At 64.1% G+C, this 15383-nt stretch carries 15 protein-coding genes, 2 tRNA genes and 1 other RNA gene; 16 read left to right on the top strand and 2 right to left on the bottom strand.

Annotation, left to right across the window (positions count from 1 at the left end; genetic code table 11):
* Positions 1 to 62: 62 nt before the first annotated feature.
* The 7 genes from IE071_RS07140 to IE071_RS07110 all read left to right on the top strand — a co-directional run bounded on the left by IE071_RS07140 (position 63) and on the right by IE071_RS07110 (position 6171).
* Positions 63 to 227, top strand: coding sequence for a hypothetical protein (locus tag IE071_RS07140; RefSeq protein WP_189440382.1), 165 nt, complete (start codon positions 63 to 65; stop codon positions 225 to 227).
* Positions 228 to 307: 80 nt separating this feature from the next.
* Positions 308 to 1603 carry a bifunctional tetrahydrofolate synthase/dihydrofolate synthase gene (gene folC / locus IE071_RS07135; protein WP_189440381.1) on the top strand — a complete coding sequence of 432 codons (1296 nt, stop codon included), beginning with the start codon at positions 308 to 310 and terminating at the stop codon, positions 1601 to 1603.
* A gap of 78 nt (positions 1604 to 1681) precedes the next feature.
* Positions 1682 to 2728 carry an SPOR domain-containing protein gene (locus IE071_RS07130; RefSeq protein WP_189440380.1) on the top strand — a complete coding sequence of 349 codons (1047 nt, stop codon included), beginning with the start codon at positions 1682 to 1684 and terminating at the stop codon, positions 2726 to 2728.
* A 54-nt stretch (positions 2729 to 2782) separates the two neighbouring features.
* The gene (locus tag IE071_RS07125) at positions 2783 to 3451 is read left to right on the top strand and encodes a CvpA family protein (protein ID WP_189440379.1); all 669 of its coding nucleotides are present in this window, start codon (positions 2783 to 2785) and stop codon (positions 3449 to 3451) included.
* A 14-nt stretch (positions 3452 to 3465) separates the two neighbouring features.
* Positions 3466 to 4941, top strand: coding sequence for an amidophosphoribosyltransferase (purF, locus tag IE071_RS07120; protein WP_189440378.1), 1476 nt, complete (start codon positions 3466 to 3468; stop codon positions 4939 to 4941).
* 68 nt (positions 4942 to 5009) lie between these two features.
* A complete protein-coding gene (locus IE071_RS07115) occupies positions 5010 to 5819 on the top strand; it encodes a ferritin-like domain-containing protein (protein ID WP_189440377.1) in 810 nt (269 codons plus the stop codon).
* A 4-nt stretch (positions 5820 to 5823) separates the two neighbouring features.
* The gene (locus tag IE071_RS07110; RefSeq protein ID WP_189440376.1) at positions 5824 to 6171 is read left to right on the top strand and encodes a hypothetical protein; all 348 of its coding nucleotides are present in this window, start codon (positions 5824 to 5826) and stop codon (positions 6169 to 6171) included.
* A 72-nt stretch (positions 6172 to 6243) separates the two neighbouring features.
* Here the strand turns inward: IE071_RS07110 and IE071_RS07105 are convergent.
* Positions 6244 to 6320 (bottom strand) — tRNA-Pro (locus IE071_RS07105).
* A gap of 167 nt (positions 6321 to 6487) precedes the next feature.
* Between IE071_RS07105 and hisS the strand changes: the two genes are divergently transcribed.
* The 3 genes from hisS to IE071_RS07090 are packed head-to-tail and all read left to right on the top strand — an operon-like array spanning position 6488 to position 10292.
* Positions 6488 to 7906 (top strand): histidine--tRNA ligase, encoded by a 1419-nt coding sequence (gene hisS, locus IE071_RS07100; protein WP_189440375.1) that lies wholly within the window; start codon positions 6488 to 6490, stop codon positions 7904 to 7906.
* A gap of 58 nt (positions 7907 to 7964) precedes the next feature.
* On the top strand, positions 7965 to 9866 hold the full coding sequence (locus IE071_RS07095) for an HAL/PAL/TAL family ammonia-lyase (protein WP_189440374.1): 1902 nt from the start codon (positions 7965 to 7967) through the stop codon (positions 9864 to 9866).
* A 27-nt stretch (positions 9867 to 9893) separates the two neighbouring features.
* Positions 9894 to 10292 carry a DUF6165 family protein gene (locus tag IE071_RS07090; protein WP_189440373.1) on the top strand — a complete coding sequence of 133 codons (399 nt, stop codon included), beginning with the start codon at positions 9894 to 9896 and terminating at the stop codon, positions 10290 to 10292.
* Positions 10293 to 10302: 10 nt separating this feature from the next.
* Here the strand turns inward: IE071_RS07090 and IE071_RS07085 are convergent, their stop codons facing one another.
* Positions 10303 to 11346, bottom strand: coding sequence for a glycosyltransferase family 9 protein (locus IE071_RS07085; RefSeq protein WP_189440372.1), 1044 nt, complete (start codon positions 11344 to 11346; stop codon positions 10303 to 10305).
* Between the two features lie 35 nt (positions 11347 to 11381).
* Here IE071_RS07085 and IE071_RS07080 point away from each other — a divergent pair, with 35 nt between their 5' ends.
* From IE071_RS07080 to IE071_RS07055, 6 genes are all read left to right on the top strand, one after another.
* Complete coding sequence (locus tag IE071_RS07080; RefSeq protein WP_189440371.1) at positions 11382 to 12113, top strand: 3-deoxy-D-manno-octulosonic acid kinase; 732 nt, start codon at positions 11382 to 11384, stop codon at positions 12111 to 12113.
* Entirely contained in the window at positions 12110 to 12871 is a 762-nt protein-coding gene (locus tag IE071_RS07075) for an MBL fold metallo-hydrolase (RefSeq protein ID WP_189440370.1), read from the top strand. Before IE071_RS07080 ends, IE071_RS07075 begins: the two co-directional genes overlap by 4 nt.
* Before the next feature lie 97 nt (positions 12872 to 12968).
* A tRNA-Ser gene (locus IE071_RS07070) sits at positions 12969 to 13058 on the top strand.
* A gap of 106 nt (positions 13059 to 13164) precedes the next feature.
* An RNA gene (gene ffs, locus IE071_RS07065) (signal recognition particle sRNA small type) lies at positions 13165 to 13261 on the top strand.
* A 95-nt stretch (positions 13262 to 13356) separates the two neighbouring features.
* Positions 13357 to 15057 carry a DNA polymerase III subunit gamma/tau gene (gene dnaX / locus IE071_RS07060; RefSeq protein WP_189440369.1) on the top strand — a complete coding sequence of 567 codons (1701 nt, stop codon included), beginning with the start codon at positions 13357 to 13359 and terminating at the stop codon, positions 15055 to 15057.
* A complete protein-coding gene (locus tag IE071_RS07055; protein WP_189440368.1) occupies positions 15054 to 15377 on the top strand; it encodes a YbaB/EbfC family nucleoid-associated protein in 324 nt (107 codons plus the stop codon). The genes dnaX and IE071_RS07055 overlap by 4 nt, the downstream gene beginning before the upstream one ends.
* The last annotated feature ends 6 nt before the right edge of the window (positions 15378 to 15383 follow it).

Genomic DNA, 15383 nt, shown 5'->3' with positions numbered 1-15383 from the left:
TCACTCACCCACCACCCATTGCAGCAGGCGCTCTGCGCCACTTTTGCTGCCGGAGAACGCTCATGAACGTCGTCAATGACACCCGCAGTACGCTGGAAAAACACATGCCGTTGCTGCTTGGCCTGCTGGTGGCCTTTCTGGCCGGCAAGGCGTTGAAGAAAACATTTTGGACCGTGTTCGGCATGTACATGGCATTGCACTACAGCGGTGTTCATCTGTTTGGCTGAGGTGATGCTTTAGACTTTGCGCTCGTTCGTCCGCGCGGTTGTGCGGACGCCGTTCCGCTCCACAGGCACAAAGTCACTGCATGACCCGCAATCTCGCCGAATGGCTGGCGTACCAGGAACATGTCAACGTGCACAGCATCGAGCTGGGGCTCGATCGCGTGCGCGAGGTGTGGCAACGCATGGGTGCGCCTGCTCCCGCGAAAAAGGTGATCACGGTCGGCGGCACCAATGGCAAGGGTTCCACCGTGGCCCTGCTCGAGGCGATGCTGACAGCCGCTGGCCTGCGCATCGGCGCATTCACCTCGCCACATCTGCTCGACTACAACGAGCGCGTACGGATCGACGGCAAAAATGCCGATGACGCGGCGCTGATCGCTTCGTTCGAGCGGATCGAGGCCGCGCGCAAAGCGATTCCGCTGACCTATTTCGAATTCGGCACGCTGGCGGCGCTGGATCTGTTTGCGCGTGCTGACTCTGATCGGAATGGACTGGACGTGGCCGTGCTGGAAGTGGGGCTCGGTGGGCGGCTGGACGCAGTCAACATCATCGATGCCGACGTGGCGATCGTGACCACAGTGGATCTGGATCACATGGACTGGCTGGGGCCGGACCGGGACAGCATCGGTCGCGAGAAGGCCGGCATCGCCCGCGCCGGGCGGCCTGTGATCGTGGGCGAGCTCGATCCGCCGGCGGGCTTGCTCGATGCGCTGGCAGCATGCGGTGCGCGGGTCGAGCGCGCCGGACTCGATTTCCACGTTGAACGCCACGCCGACGGCTGGCGCTGGCAACACCGCGACGGCACTGCGATGGAACTGCCCGATCCCGCGCTGGCGGCACCGGTGCAGTTTGCCAATGCGGCATCAGCGATTGCCGCCCTGCACGCGTTGTGGGCGGACGACTTGTCGTTCGCATCGAAGGATGTATTCGCCGCGGTCAGTGCCGGTTTGCACGAGGTGCGGGTGCCGGCGCGGTTGCAGTCGCTGGGCGGCGATCCGGCGCTGATCGTGGACGTGGGCCACAACCCGCAGGCCGCGCGTGCACTGGCTGAATGGCTGGATACCCAGCCCCCCGCACATGTGCATGCGGTATACGGCGCGTTGGCGGACAAGGACGTGGCCGGGGTGATCGGCGAGCTCGGCGCACGTATCGACCACTGGCATCTGGCCGGGCTGGATCACGCCACGCCGCGTGGCCTGGCGGTGACGGCGTTGGCCGCGATCCTGCAACAGACCTTGCCGCAGGCGACGTTCGATACGCATGCCGAAGTGGCGATGGCGCTGGCTGCGGCCCGTGCGGCGGCGCAGCCGGGTGAGCGCATTCTCGCGTTCGGCTCGTTTTTCGTGGCTGCTGCGATCGTCGCTGAACGCAGCACGTGAGGCACATGGTCGGGCGTCCGGCGCAGGCAGGTATAATCACGCCGTTGCGCGCCGCGTTTGCCGCCTTGGAGTGAAGTCTTGAAAACACGCCTGTTAGGAGCTGCCGTCCTCTTTGCCATGGTGGTTCTGTTCGTGCCGATGTTTTTTTCCAGTACGCCACCGGCTCCCGGTGGGGATCAGGCGGTCAGCCTGGCGATACCGCCGGCGCCGGATCGTGATCTGCAGACCAAGACGATGAGCCTGAATCCGGATGCACCCGTCGGTACCCCGGCGGGCGCGACCTCGGCCGCGGCTTCGACGACACCGACTACCGCGACCACACCGGCATCGGGCGACCAGTTGGCCACGGTGAACATTGGCTCGAACCGTCCGCGTGACGTGGAGACCGATCCGGAGGCCGGCAAGAAGCCGGTGCCGACGACGGTGACGACCGGCGCAGGCACGTCGCCGAGCCAGCCGCTGATTCCGATGCAAACCACGCCGGTCGCCAATGCCCCCACGATCAAATCGCAGTCGGCAGCTGCCGTCCCGCCGAAGGTCGTCGCGGCCACTGCACCAGCGACTCCGCCAGCGACCATTCCGGCCGCCGTCGGACGTGGCAGTTACACGATCAACCTCAGTGCCTATGCCAGTGCGGCCGGTGCGGCGAATCTGGAGCGCCGCGTGCGGGCGCTGGGTTATCCGGTAGCGGGGCATTCGATTACCCAGGCTGGCCAGCCGCGTACCCTGGTCATCGCCGGGCCGTTCGAGACGCGTGCCACTGCCGAAGCGGCGCGCCTGAACATCACCCAGTCGATTCCCGGTGCGCCGGCGCGACTGGAGCAGGATGCCAGCCACGACGACGCAACTTCCGTCGCAGCGACGCCAGCCACTCAGGCGACTGCCAGGGCTGGCGGTTGGGCGGTGCAACTGGCGGCGATGAGCAACCAGGCCGATGCGAACGCGCTGCGCGACAAGCTGCGCGCGAACGGTTTCGACGGCTTCGTCGATACGGTGCAGTCCGGCGGCAAGCAGCTGTGGCGCGTGCGCGCCGGTCCGCAGACGCAGCGTGCCGACGCATTGCGCTTGCACGATCAGATCAAGGCCAAACTTGGTGTCGACGGCAACGTGGTTTCGGTGCCCTGAATGACACGCCTCACCGCAGCGGTTGACTGAAATGCCAACAGGGCAGATGAACCGATGAACTGGACCGATGGCCTCATTCTCGGCGTACTGACCTTGTCGGTCCTGATCGGCCTTTTCCGTGGACTGGTTTCCGAAATACTGTCGCTGGTCATCTGGATTGCCGCGTTCTGGGTGACGTGGACATTCGGCCCAGCGGTGTCGGCGCAACTGGAACACACCATCGCGCTGCCTTCCTTGCGCTACTTCGTCGGCTACGGCGTCTGTTTTGTAGCCGTACTGATAGTCGGGGCGCTGATTCGCTTCGCGATGAGGCGGCTGATCTGGAGTACCGGGCTGTCCGGTATCGATCGGCTGCTGGGCATGCTGTTCGGCTTCGTGCGCGGCGTGTTGATCGTGACATTGCTGGTCTTCCTGGTGGGTCTCACCGGGTTCACGCGTGAGCCGTGGTGGCAGCACTCGTCGTTGCTGCCGCAGTTTCAGAGCGCCGCGGCATGGCTGGGGCAGAACATTCCGGCTGATGTGTCGGCCAGTGTGCGCGAACATCTGAAGCCCTCGGCCGTGATCGAGAAGGTCCAGTCGTCCGGTGTGCTCGAGCATCTGCATGACTTGTCGGTACCGCCACATGCCCCCATATCCGGCGCGACGTCCGCACTACCAGCGGCATCACGCACAGCGTCACCGGCGGCTGCGACCAGCGCAGCCACCCACCCCACGAATTACTGAAGCAGGCTGCAATCATGTGCGGAATCATCGGCATTGTCGGTACCACCGAAGTGGCATCGGCGCTTTATGACGGACTGACGGTGCTGCAGCATCGCGGTCAGGATGCTGCCGGCATCGCCACGGTGGACGGTTCGCGGCTGCGCCTGCACAAGGGCAACGGGCTGGTGCGCGACGTGTTCGGCCAGGCGGCGATGAGCGGCCTGCGCGGACGCATCGGCATCGGTCACTGCCGTTATCCGACTGCCGGCTCGGAAGGTTCGGCCGAGGCGCAGCCGTTGTACGTGAATTCACCTTACGGCATTGCGATCGCGCACAACGGCAACCTCGTCAACACCGAAACGTTGCGACGCGAGATGTTCGAGGATGATCGCCGTCACATCAACACCGAGTCCGATTCCGAAGTGCTGCTGAACGTGCTGGCACACGAACTGCAGATCCAGGATCGGATGGAGCTGACCCCTGATCACCTTTTCAAGGCCGTCGCTGGCCTGCACGCACGCGCCAGTGGTGGTTATGCCTGCGTGGCGCTCGTGCTCGGCTATGGCTTGCTCGCGTTCCGCGACCCGCACGGTATCCGGCCGCTGGTGCTGGGTGAGCGTGTTACCGCGGAAGGCCGCGAGTATGCAGTGGCGTCCGAGTCGGTCGCGTTTGACGTGCTCGGTTTCAAGCGCATCCGCGATATCGAGCCGGGCGAGGCAGTGATCATCACCGATCAGGGCCAGTTGCACAGCCGCCGCTGCGCCGAAGGTGCATTGCACACGCCGTGCATCTTCGAATATGTCTATCTGGCGCGACCTGACTCGATGATGGAGAACGTCTCGGTGTACAAGGCGCGCCTGCGCATGGGCCAGAAGCTGGCCGAAAAGATCCTGCGCGAGCGTCCCGACCACGGTATCGACGCGGTGATCCCGATTCCCGACACCGCGCGTACCGCCGCGAGCGCACTGGCCGAGGCGCTGGGTGTGCCGTTCCGCGAAGGCTTCGTCAAGAACCGCTACATCGGTCGCACCTTCATCATGCCGGGGCAGGGCGAGCGGGTGAAGTCGGTGCGCCGCAAGCTCAATCCGGTCGAGCTGGAGTTCCGCAAGAAGAATGTGCTGCTGGTCGACGACTCGATCGTGCGTGGCACCACCTCGAAGCAGATCATTCAGATGGCCCGCGACGCCGGCGCGAAGAACGTCTATTTCGCTTCCGCCGCGCCGCCGGTGCGCTATCCGAACGTCTACGGCATCGATATGCCGTCCACCTCGGAGCTGGTCGCTGCTGGTCATACCGAGCAGGAAGTGGAGACGATGCTCGGTGCTGACTGGCTGATCTATCAGGATCTCAAGGACCTGATCTGGGCCGTGCAGGATGGTAACGAGGCGCTCAAGCAGTTCGACACCTCGTGCTTCTCCGGCGAATACGTGACCGGCCTCGACCAGCGCTACCTGGAACAGATCCAGATGCTGCGCTCGGATGACGCCAAGGCTGCCCGCCGGGTGGTGTGACTCCTGTCGCCTCCTCTCCCCTTTGGGGAGAGGATTGAGGTGAGGGGCAGGTGCTCGCGAAAAACTCCATGACCGATCTCCACGCTGCTGCCAAACGCTGCCTCGACGCCACCGACCCGGCCGAGAAACTGCGCCTCACCCATGAAACCTGGCAGGCCTTTCTGGCCAGCGAACTGCATGCCGACTCTGCGTCGCCACCGCCTGAGTCGATCGGCGCGCCCGGACGCCCGGCGAAGCCGCAACTGGTGAATGCGCGTCAGGTTCCGCAGCGTGGGCTCGGCAGTGCCGAAGGCCGCGCCGCCCTGGTGCACGCGGTGGCGCATATCGAATTCAACGCGATCAACCTGGCGTGGGACGCGGTCTACCGTTATCGCGGCAAGCCGGACGCGTACTACCGTGACTGGGCCAGTTGCGCCAATGACGAGGCACGTCACTTCGCGATGCTGTCCGCCCGACTTGCCGAGCTCGGCCACGCCTACGGCGACTTCGATGCGCACGACGGCCTGTGGGCGATGGCCGAGAAAACCGCGCATCACGACACCGCGCGCATGGCGCTGGTGCCGCGTGTGCTGGAAGCGCGCGGACTGGATGTCACCCCCGGCATGATCGAACGCCTGCGCCACCTCGGCGACACCGCCACAGTGGCGATCCTTGAAGTGATCCTGCGCGAGGAAGTCGCCCATGTCGCCGCCGGTACCCGCTGGTACCAGCACTGCTGCGAGCGCGACGGGGTCGAGCCGGTCGACACATTCTTCGCACTGCTGCGCGAGTACATGGGCGTCAGCCTGCGTGGGCCGTTCAACCGACCGGCACGGATCGAGGCGGGTTTTGTCGAAGCCGAGCTTGATCGGCTCGCTGGACTGGCGCTGGAGAGCTGACCGAATGCATCGACGAATTTCAAAGGAGCAATGGCTAGCCTACGGGTTTCTGCTGTTGCTGGTACTCGCCGCGCTTGCCGGCGTGCTGGCACCCGATCGCGATATCTATCATGGCGCCAGACAGCTTTCCGGAACGGTGGAAAGCTCCGAGGCGATTCAGGCTTCCGGTCTGAGTGGTGGCACATACGCACGCCTGCACGTGCGCCTCGATGACGGCTCGGAAACGATCGCTTGCACACCTTGGGGAGGCCCATTGGAAAAAGGGGTCAAGGTCGCCCTTCGAAAGGGGGCGTGCGCGATGGATCCCGACGGGAACCTTGCTGCTCGAACGAGCCCGGGGTCTGGGCACTAATGAGTGCGTTACCTGTAATCGAATAGTTAGACATAAAAAAGCCGGCGCAAGGCCGGCTTCTTCATCGAATTTTGGTCGGGGAGACAGGATTCGAACCTGCGACTTCTACGTCCCGAACGTAGCGCTCTACCAGGCTGAGCTACACCCCGTGGGAAGCCGCGTATCTTAATCGTCGGGCGGGAGCTTGGCAACAGTTTCAATGCATTCTGTTGCCGGCGCGGCTGCGGAAGCCGCATGGCGTTCTGCTAATCTTGACGGCTGCCGTCGCGCGCTCAACCGTCAGACGGAATATCCCCCATCGTCAGTAGAGGATTCCATGGCGCTTACCCCGGCCCGCACCATGCCCGGCGTGCTCGAGCTGCTGCCGCTCGACCAGATCGCATTCCAGCGCATGCTCGACGTGATTCGTCGCAATTACGAGCGTTTCGGTTTCCTGCCGATCGAGACGCCGGTGATCGAATACTCCGACGTACTGCTGACCAAGACCGGCGGCGAGACCGAGCGGCAGGTGTACTTCGTGCAGTCGACCGGTGCGCTTGAGAAGCAGCATGAGCTCGTAAGCGAGCCAAAAGAAGGTTGGGTGACGACTCAGTACGTGCCCGAACTGGCCCTGCGCTTCGATCTCACCGTGCCGCTGGCGCGCTATGTGGCCGAACACGAGCGCGACCTGAGCTTCCCGTTCCGCCGCTACCAGATGCAGAAGGTATATCGCGGCGAGCGTGCCCAGCGTGGTCGTTTCCGCGAGTTCTACCAGTGCGACATCGACGTGATCGGCAAGGATGCGTTGTCGGTGCGTTACGACGCCGAAATTCCGGCGGTGATCTACAGCGTGTTCCGCGAGCTGAACATCGGCGCGTTCACCATCCAGCTCAACAACCGCAAGCTGATGCGCGGCTATTTCGAGAGCCTTGGCATCGTCGACGGCGAGCAGCAGATGCTGGTGCTGCGCGAGGTGGACAAGCTGGACAAGCGTGGCGCCGATTATGTGCGCGACACGCTGACTGGTGCGACGTTCGGCTTGAGTGCCGAGGTGGCGCAGAAGATCTTGGCCTTCGTGCAGGTGCGCTCGACCTCGCTGCAGGATGCGTACGACAAGCTTGATGCACTGGGTGCCGGCCCCGAGGCGATGGAGCAGGGCCGCAACGAGCTGAAGGAAGTGCTTGGCCTGATTCACGCGTTCGGCGTGCCGGAAACGCATTACGTGCTGAACCTGTCGATCGCACGTGGCCTCGACTACTACACCGGCACGGTCTACGAGACCACGCTGAATGATCATCCGCAGATCGGCTCGATCTGCTCCGGCGGCCGCTACGAGAATCTGGCCAGCCAGTACACCAAGTCGCAGCTGCCCGGCGTCGGCATCTCGATCGGCCTGACCCGCCTGTACTGGCAGCTGCGCGATGCCGGCCTGATCAGCACAGCGACCAGCACGGTCGACGTGCTGGTGACCCAGATGGACGCGGCGCAACTGCCGGCCTATCTGGCGCTGGCCAGCGAGTTGCGCGGTGCCGGCATCGCCACCGAGGTGGTGCTGGAAGGTGGCAAGCTCGGCAAGCAGTTCAAGTACGCCGACCGCGCCGGCATCCGTTTCGTGATCGTGCTGGGCGAGGACGAGATCGCCAAGGGCGTGGTGACGGTGAAGGATCTGCGCCGCGAGGATCAGTTCGAGGTGGCACGCAGCGAGTTGATCAAGACCTTGCGGGTGGAACTGGAGCAGGCCGCGGCGATGGGCTGAATGCCCCTGCGGTCAGGCGATCAGTAAACGGACGACACAATTCATCAGTGAGGCAGCAGTGAGCAAATTCGACACCATCGTTCTCGACGGCAACAGCCTCACCCGCGGCCAGCTGGTGGCGGTGGCACGCAACGGCAGCAAGGTTTCACTGGATCCGGCAGGACTCAAGCGCGTGCAGCGCGCGGCGGATTTTCTCGCCGAGAAAGTCAGCTGTGGTGAGCCGACCTATGGCGTCACCACCGGTTTCGGCAGCAATGCGGACAAGCTGCTAGGCGCGCATCGTCTGCGCGACGAATTGCCGGGCGGGAATCTGCACAAGCCCGAGGGCACGCTGCTGGAAGAACTCCAGCACAACCTGATCACCACCCATGCCGTATGCGTGGGCAAGCCGTTCGGCGAAGACGTGGTGCGGGCGATGCTGCTGATCCGCATCAATACGCTGATGCGTGGTCACTCGGGTATCCGCGTGAGCACGCTCGAGGCGCTGACCGCGATGCTCAATGCCGGTGTAGTGCCGGTGGTGCCCGAGAAGGGTTCGGTCGGCGCCAGTGGCGATCTGGCGCCGCTGTCGCATCTGGCGATCGTGTTGCTCGGTGGTGGCGAGGCGTTTTATCAGGGCGAACGCCTGTCGGGTGCGGAAGCGCTGAAGCGCGCGGGTCTCACGCCGATCCGGCTGTCGTTCAAGGAAGGTCTGGCGCTCAACAACGGCACCGCCCAGATGCTGGCGACCGGCGTGCTGGCGCTGGATACGCTGGAGCAACTGCTGGATACCGCCGACCTCGCCGCGTCGATGACACTGGACGCGTTCGCCGGTCGCAGCGGTGCCTTGCGCCCCGAAGTACATGCACTGCGTCCGCATCCAGGCCAGGTCGAGACCGCCGCGCATGTGCGCGAGTTGCTGGCCGGTTCCACCTTGGTCGATATTCCGTATCACCTGGTGCCGCGCTTCAAGTCGTGGAGTGCCGAGGCGTGGAGCGAGCCGGACGACCAGGCGCTCAGTTTCGACATTGGCTGGGACTGGGTACCGGCCAACCAGCGGCATGGTCGCGAGGCTTTCTACAGTCGCTTCCTGCCGTTCAAGGGTGGCAAGAAGCATCAGCCGCAGGATGCCTACAGCCTGCGCTGCATGCCGCAGGTCCACGGCGCGGTGCGTGATGCCTGGGCACAGGCGTGCCGGGTGTTCGATATCGAGCTGAACTCGGTCACCGACAATCCGCTGATCTTCCCGGACAACGAAGACGCGCAGTTCATCGAGGAGCAGGTGATCTCGGCCGGCCACTTCCACGGCATGCCGCTGGCGCTGGCGATGAGTTACGTGAAGGCGGCGATCCCGGTGCTGGCCTCGATCTCCGAGCGTCGGCTCAACAAGCTGGTCGATTCGGCCACCAACGACGGCCTGCCGGCGTTTCTCACCGGCAACGAGGACGGCACCGATTCCGGCTTCATGATCGTGCAATACACCGCCGCGGCGCTGGTCAACGATCTCGCCACCCGCGCGCATCCAGCCAGCGTGTATTCGGTGCCGACCAGCGCGAACGCCGAGGATCACGTGTCGATGGGTGCCAACGAGGCGCGCCACGTGCTGGAGATGACCGAAGATCTCGGTCACGTGCTGGCGCTGGAGCTGTATACGGCCGCACAGGCGCTGGACTATCGTCAGGCAATGCTGAATGCCGCGCGTCGACTGGCCAGTCGCGGTGGCTGGCAGGCGCTGGTGGCGAAGATCAGCAACGCACCGCGTGAGGATCAGCCGCACTACGCGCAGTTTGTCGCCGAGGTGCAGCAGCTCACCGCCGCACTGGCTAACGCCGGCGACTTCCATGCTGGCAGCAGCGTGCGCGATGCGCATGCGATCCTGCGCCGGCACATCGGCTTCATGCATCGCGACCGCGCGATGGACGGCGACGTGCGTACGGTCTGTGCCCTGGTGCAGCAGGGCGCGTTCCGCTCCGTTGCCTGAACATCATTCTTTGACGGAAACAAGTCCATGAGCCTGATCCAAACACCCGTGTCCTACGGCGAGCTGATCGACAAGATCACCATCCTCGAGATCAAGTCGCAGCGGATTACCGACGAAGCCAAGCTGGCCAATGTGCGCAACGAGCTGGATCTGCTCAACGCGACTTGGGCCAACCATGCCGCTTCGCAAACCGACATCGCCGACGAGCGTGCACGCCTGCTGGCGGTGAACGAGCTGCTGTGGGACATCGAGGACAAGATCCGTCTGAAGGAGCGCGCGCAGGCGTTCGATCAGGAGTTCATCGAGCTGGCGCGTGCGGTGTATTTCCGCAACGACGAACGTGCGGCGTTCAAGCGCGAGATCAACCTCAAGCTCGGTTCGCAGCTGGTCGAGGAAAAATCGTACCAGGACTATCGGGCGGTCTGAGGCGGCAGCCTCAGTCCAAACCAAGCTTGCGCGCTGCGGCTTCGTAGCGCTCGATCACTTCGTCGACGCCGATCAGGTCCATCACGCCGGGCTTCTCGATCTTGCTGCCCCATGGAATTTCGCTGGCCGACTTGCCGAGATATTTGCGCGCGGCCTCGTCGTACTTGTTCACACACCAGCGGCGGTCGGAGTAAGGGCCGGAGCGATCCGGATTGCTTGCTGCGTGCAGGCCAAGAACCTTGGTGCCGACGGCGTTGGCCATATGCATCGGGCCGGAGTCGGGTGTCAGCAAAAGCTGCGCGCGACTGAGTAGAGCCATCAGTTTTTTCAGTGTGTCCTTGCCGGTGAGGTCAATCGGCGTGCGTTGGCACGCGGCCAGCACCGCATCGGCCATCGTGCGTTCCATCGCTGAAGGGCCGCCGACCAGTGCCACGCGCCAACCGCGTGCGGCGGCATGATCCATCACCGCGGCATAGCGCTCCGGTCGCCAGTTGCGCAATGCATGACTGGAAGTGGGGCTGACCAACAGAGTGGGCGCGTCGCCGGGCAATTGTTCGACGGCCCAGGCATGCGCCTCATCGGGAATCGGGATGTCCCAGCGTACGGAGGTCTGCTTCAATCCAAGCGGTTCGCAGAAGCTGCCGATCGCATCCAGCACATGTTCGCCATTGCGCGCCGGGATGCGTTCGTTGATGACCAGGCTATGCAGGTCTTTCGCACGTGCATAGTCGTAGCCAACACGGCGCTCGGCCTTGATACCCACACTCAACAGATTCGAGCGCATGGCGACCTGCATCTGCAGCAGCGCATCGAAACGTCGTCCGCGCAGCGCTGCATGCACCGCACGCATGCCAGCCCAGCCCGCCGCCTTGTCGAACGTGACGAACTCCACACCGGGCAGGTCGCCGACCAGTTTGCGTTCCAGCTTGCCGACGACCCACGTCAACGCGGTGTGCGGCCATGCCTGTTGCAGGGTGCGCACGAGCGGTACCACATGGGTGACATCGCCGATGGCGGAGGTGCGCAGCAGGCAGATCGAGGCAAGGGTTGTCATGGGGCCTGGGTTAGAATCGAGGGCAATCACTGGGCATGATGATGCAGGAACGAACCTACAAGGATGCCGAAGGCGCGATTCTGTTCGACGCGGCGGTATCGCCACAAGTCGGGCATGACTGGTTTGCGCCGGATTACTGGCGTGGGCGGGATGCGTTGCGTTCCCAGGCCGGAGGTCGTGGCGGTGTGGCGATCATTGCCACGCCGGCCGGCGAGTGCGTGTTGCGGCATTACCGTCGTGGTGGCCTGGTCGCTGCGCTGATGGGTGATCGTTATCTGTGGACCGGTGCAAATCGCACGCGCCCTTTCGCGGAATTTCGCCTGCTGGCCGAAATCGCCCGGCTCGGTCTGCCAGGGCCGGCCGTGGTCGCAGCCCGTTACTGCCGGGGTAGCCTGTTCTACGGCGCCGATCTGATCACCCGCCGCATTGCCCATGCGCAGACACTGGCCGAGTGTCTGGCGGCGGGTCGGCTGGATGAGGAATTGGCTGAGGAGGTCGGTGCGCTGGTCGCACGCTTTCATCGCGCCGGAATCTGGCATGCCGATCTGAATGCGCACAACGTGCTGGTGACATCAGACGAGTTGTACCTGATCGACTTCGACCGTGGCCGGCTGCGCACGCCGGCCGATGCGTGGCAGCAGGCCAACCTGCAGCGCCTGCGCCGTTCGCTGTTCAAGCTCGGTGCCGCCAGTCAGGGCGAAGCGGCATTCGAAAAAGCCATCTGGCAACCGCTACTTTACCGATACGGGCGTACGCTGACTCCATGAACTGGCATCTGCATTTTCTCGGGGTGGGCGCCGCGCATGCGGTGGAACTCGGCTCCTCGGCCGTGGTGCTGGAGCGCGCCGGCGTGCCGCAGCTGCTGATCGACTGCGGCCCCGACACGCTGGATCGCTACGTGGCTGCCTACGACGCCTTGCCGCCCGCGCTATACATCACGCACACCCACATGGATCACGTGGCCGGGCTGGAGCGGCTGTTCATCCGGCTATGGTTCGATCCGCACTTGCGCGGCACCACCAGGCTGTTTGCGCATGCCGGGCTGATTCCATGGCTGCAGGCGCGCGTGGCGGATTATCCGGGAGTGCTTGCCGAGGGCGGCGTCAATTTCTGGGAAGCATTCCGCCTGGTCCCGTGCACGCGTGGCTTCTGGCTCGACGGGCTGTGGTTCGACGTGTTCGCCACTCGCCACCATGTGCCGGGTACATCGTACGGACTCGCATTGGATGGCAGTTTCGTCTACACCGGCGACACCCGGCCGATTCCCGAAGTGCTCGCGCGCTACGCCGATGGCAATGAAGTGATCGCGCACGATTGCAGCCTGGTTGGTAATCCCTCACACACCGGCATCGACGATATCGAACGTGAATATCCGAGCGAAGCGATGCGCTCGCGGCTGCTGCTGTACCACTACGGCAGTGTGGCCGATGGCACCGCACTGGCTGCGCTCGGCTACCGCATCGCGGCTACCGGTGACCGGATCGCCGTGGGCGAACCGTCCACGCCACGGGCCGATGTGGGTTGAATCAAGCTGCATCCGCTTGCCTGTATCCGGGCCTGCGGCTATCCTTCCGCTTCTTTGCCGGAGCTTGAAGGTCCGGCAAAGGCGGTTTCACCCATGCGGAGAGGTGTCCGAGTGGTTGAAGGAGCACGCCTGGAAAGTGTGTATAGGGTAAAACCTATCGCGGGTTCGAATCCCGCTCTCTCCGCCAGTGAGTGAAACCGTGCGAGTACCTTCGAGTTCTCGCTACATGAAGTGCTGTGACAGCTATCCGCGCTGTCGTGGCAGGGCTTAACAGCCCACGTCTATGGTGGCCCCGTCGGTCCCCCCGCGACGATAGTTCGCAAACTCCGCCAGGTCCGGAAGGAAGCAACGGTAGCGAATGATTCGGGTGCCGGGGTGTGGCTGGCGGGGCCGCCGCCTTTTCGGGGCGACTGATTCCCCGTCTCGTTTACTGACTTACCCCGCCCGACTTGGCACAATCACTGTTCGCCCCAAGGTAGTCAGGCATGTCTTATCAGGTACTCGCACGCAAGTGGCGCCCGCGCAAGTTCGCCGAGCTGGTCGGGCAAGAGCATGTGGTGCGCGCGCTCACCAATGCGCTCGAGACCGGACGCATGCATCACGCCTACCTGTTCACCGGCACGCGTGGTGTCGGCAAGACCACCATCGCGCGCATCTTCGCCAAGTCGCTGAACTGCGAGCGCGGGCAGTCGGCTGATCCCTGCGGCGAATGCTCGGTGTGTACCTCGGTGGATGAAGGGCGTTTTGTCGACCTGCTGGAGATCGATGCTGCCAGCAATACCGGTGTGGACGATGTGCGCGAGGTGATCGAGAACGCGCAGTACGCGCCGTCACGCGGTCGCTTCAAGGTGTATCTGGTCGACGAGGTGCACATGCTGTCGAAGAACGCGTTCAACGCGTTGCTGAAGACGCTGGAAGAGCCGCCGCCGCATGTGAAGTTCCTGCTCGCCACCACCGATCCGCAGAAGCTGCCGGTGACGGTGCTGTCGCGCTGCCTGAAGTTCAACCTGAAGCGCTTGCTGCCGGAGCAGATCTCCGGCCAGATGCGGCACATCCTCGCTGCGGAAAACATTGCCTACGAAGACAGTGCGATCGGCGAACTCGCGCGTGCTGCCGATGGTTCCTTGCGCGACGGCCTGTCGCTGCTCGACCAGGCGATTGCCTACGGCGGTGGTGCGCTGCATGCCGATGACGTGCGCACCATGCTCGGCAGCGTCGCGCGCGGGCAAGTGCTGGGCGTACTCGATGCGCTGGCCGCCGGCGATGGCGAGCGGCTGCTGGTCGAGTGCACGCAGATCGCTTCTTACTCACCGGATTTCGGTGGCGTGCTCGACGATATCGCCAGCGTGCTGCATCGGCTGCAGCTGATCCAGCTGATTCCCGGCTATCGGCCGGACGAAGACAGTGACGACGACAACGCGCTGGCGGCCTTGGCCGAACAGATCGCGCCGGAAGACGTGCAGCTGTATTACCAGATCGCCACTTCGGGCCGGCGCGATCTGGCGCTGGCGCCGGATGCACGCACCGGTTTCGAGATGACGCTGCTGCGGATGCTGGCGTTCCGGCCTAGCGATAGCGCACCAGCCGCACGTACGGAACGCCCGGCGGCAAGCAGCCTCGTGCAGGCGCCGCCCTCATCGCGACCAGCCGCTGCCGCTCCACCACGCCCGGCGACGGTGGCAGAGCGCCGCCAGGATTCCGCGCCGCCAGCGCATGCGGCACCGGCACCCAGTCCGGTGATCGTCCCGACTGCGGCTCCGCTGGTGCGGGATGCCAGTGGCTTGCCGAATTGGGAAAGCCTGATCGAGCGTGCCGGCTTGCGCGGCCCGTTCGGTCTGCTGGCACAGAATGCGGTGTTGCGCGAACGCGATGGACAGACCCTGGTGCTCGCATTGCAGCCGGCGCATATGAGCCTCGCGGTCGAGCCGATGGTCAGCCAGATGGAGGAGCGCATCGGGCAGGCGCTCGGTGAGCGCATTCGCTTGCGCTTCGTCAGCCACAGCCATGGCGCGGTGACGGAAACCCCGGCAGCGCGTGCGGCGCAGGTGCGCGATGCAGCGCAGACAGCGGCCGAGCAGTCGATCGAAGGCGACCCGTTGGTGCAGTCGATGAAGCGCGAGTTCGGTGCGCGCGTCGTGCCGCAGTCCATCAAACCCTTTGACAACGAATCCGGAGCAGTGAGATGAGAGGACAGATCGGTCAGCTGATGCAGCAGGCCCAGCGCATGCAGGAAGACATGAAGCGTGCACAGGAAGAAATCGCCAAGCAGGAAGTCACCGGCAGCGCCGGCGGCGGTCTGGTGAGCGTGGTGATGACGGGCTCGCATGAAGTGCGTCGTGTGCAGATCGACCGGCAGACGTTTGCCGATGATCCGGAGATGGCTGAGGATCTGGTCGCCGCCGCGGTCAACGATGCGGTGAACAAGGTGGCCGAGCTCAGCAAGAACAAGCTCGGCGGCGTCACCGCCGGGATGAATCTGCCGGCCGGTTTCAAGATGCCGTTCTGATTGATC

Source organism: Rhodanobacter panaciterrae (assembly GCF_014651895.1).
In the GTDB taxonomy this organism is placed as follows: domain Bacteria; phylum Pseudomonadota; class Gammaproteobacteria; order Xanthomonadales; family Rhodanobacteraceae; genus Rhodanobacter; species Rhodanobacter panaciterrae.
This window is presented reverse-complemented; position numbering and strand designations above follow the sequence as displayed.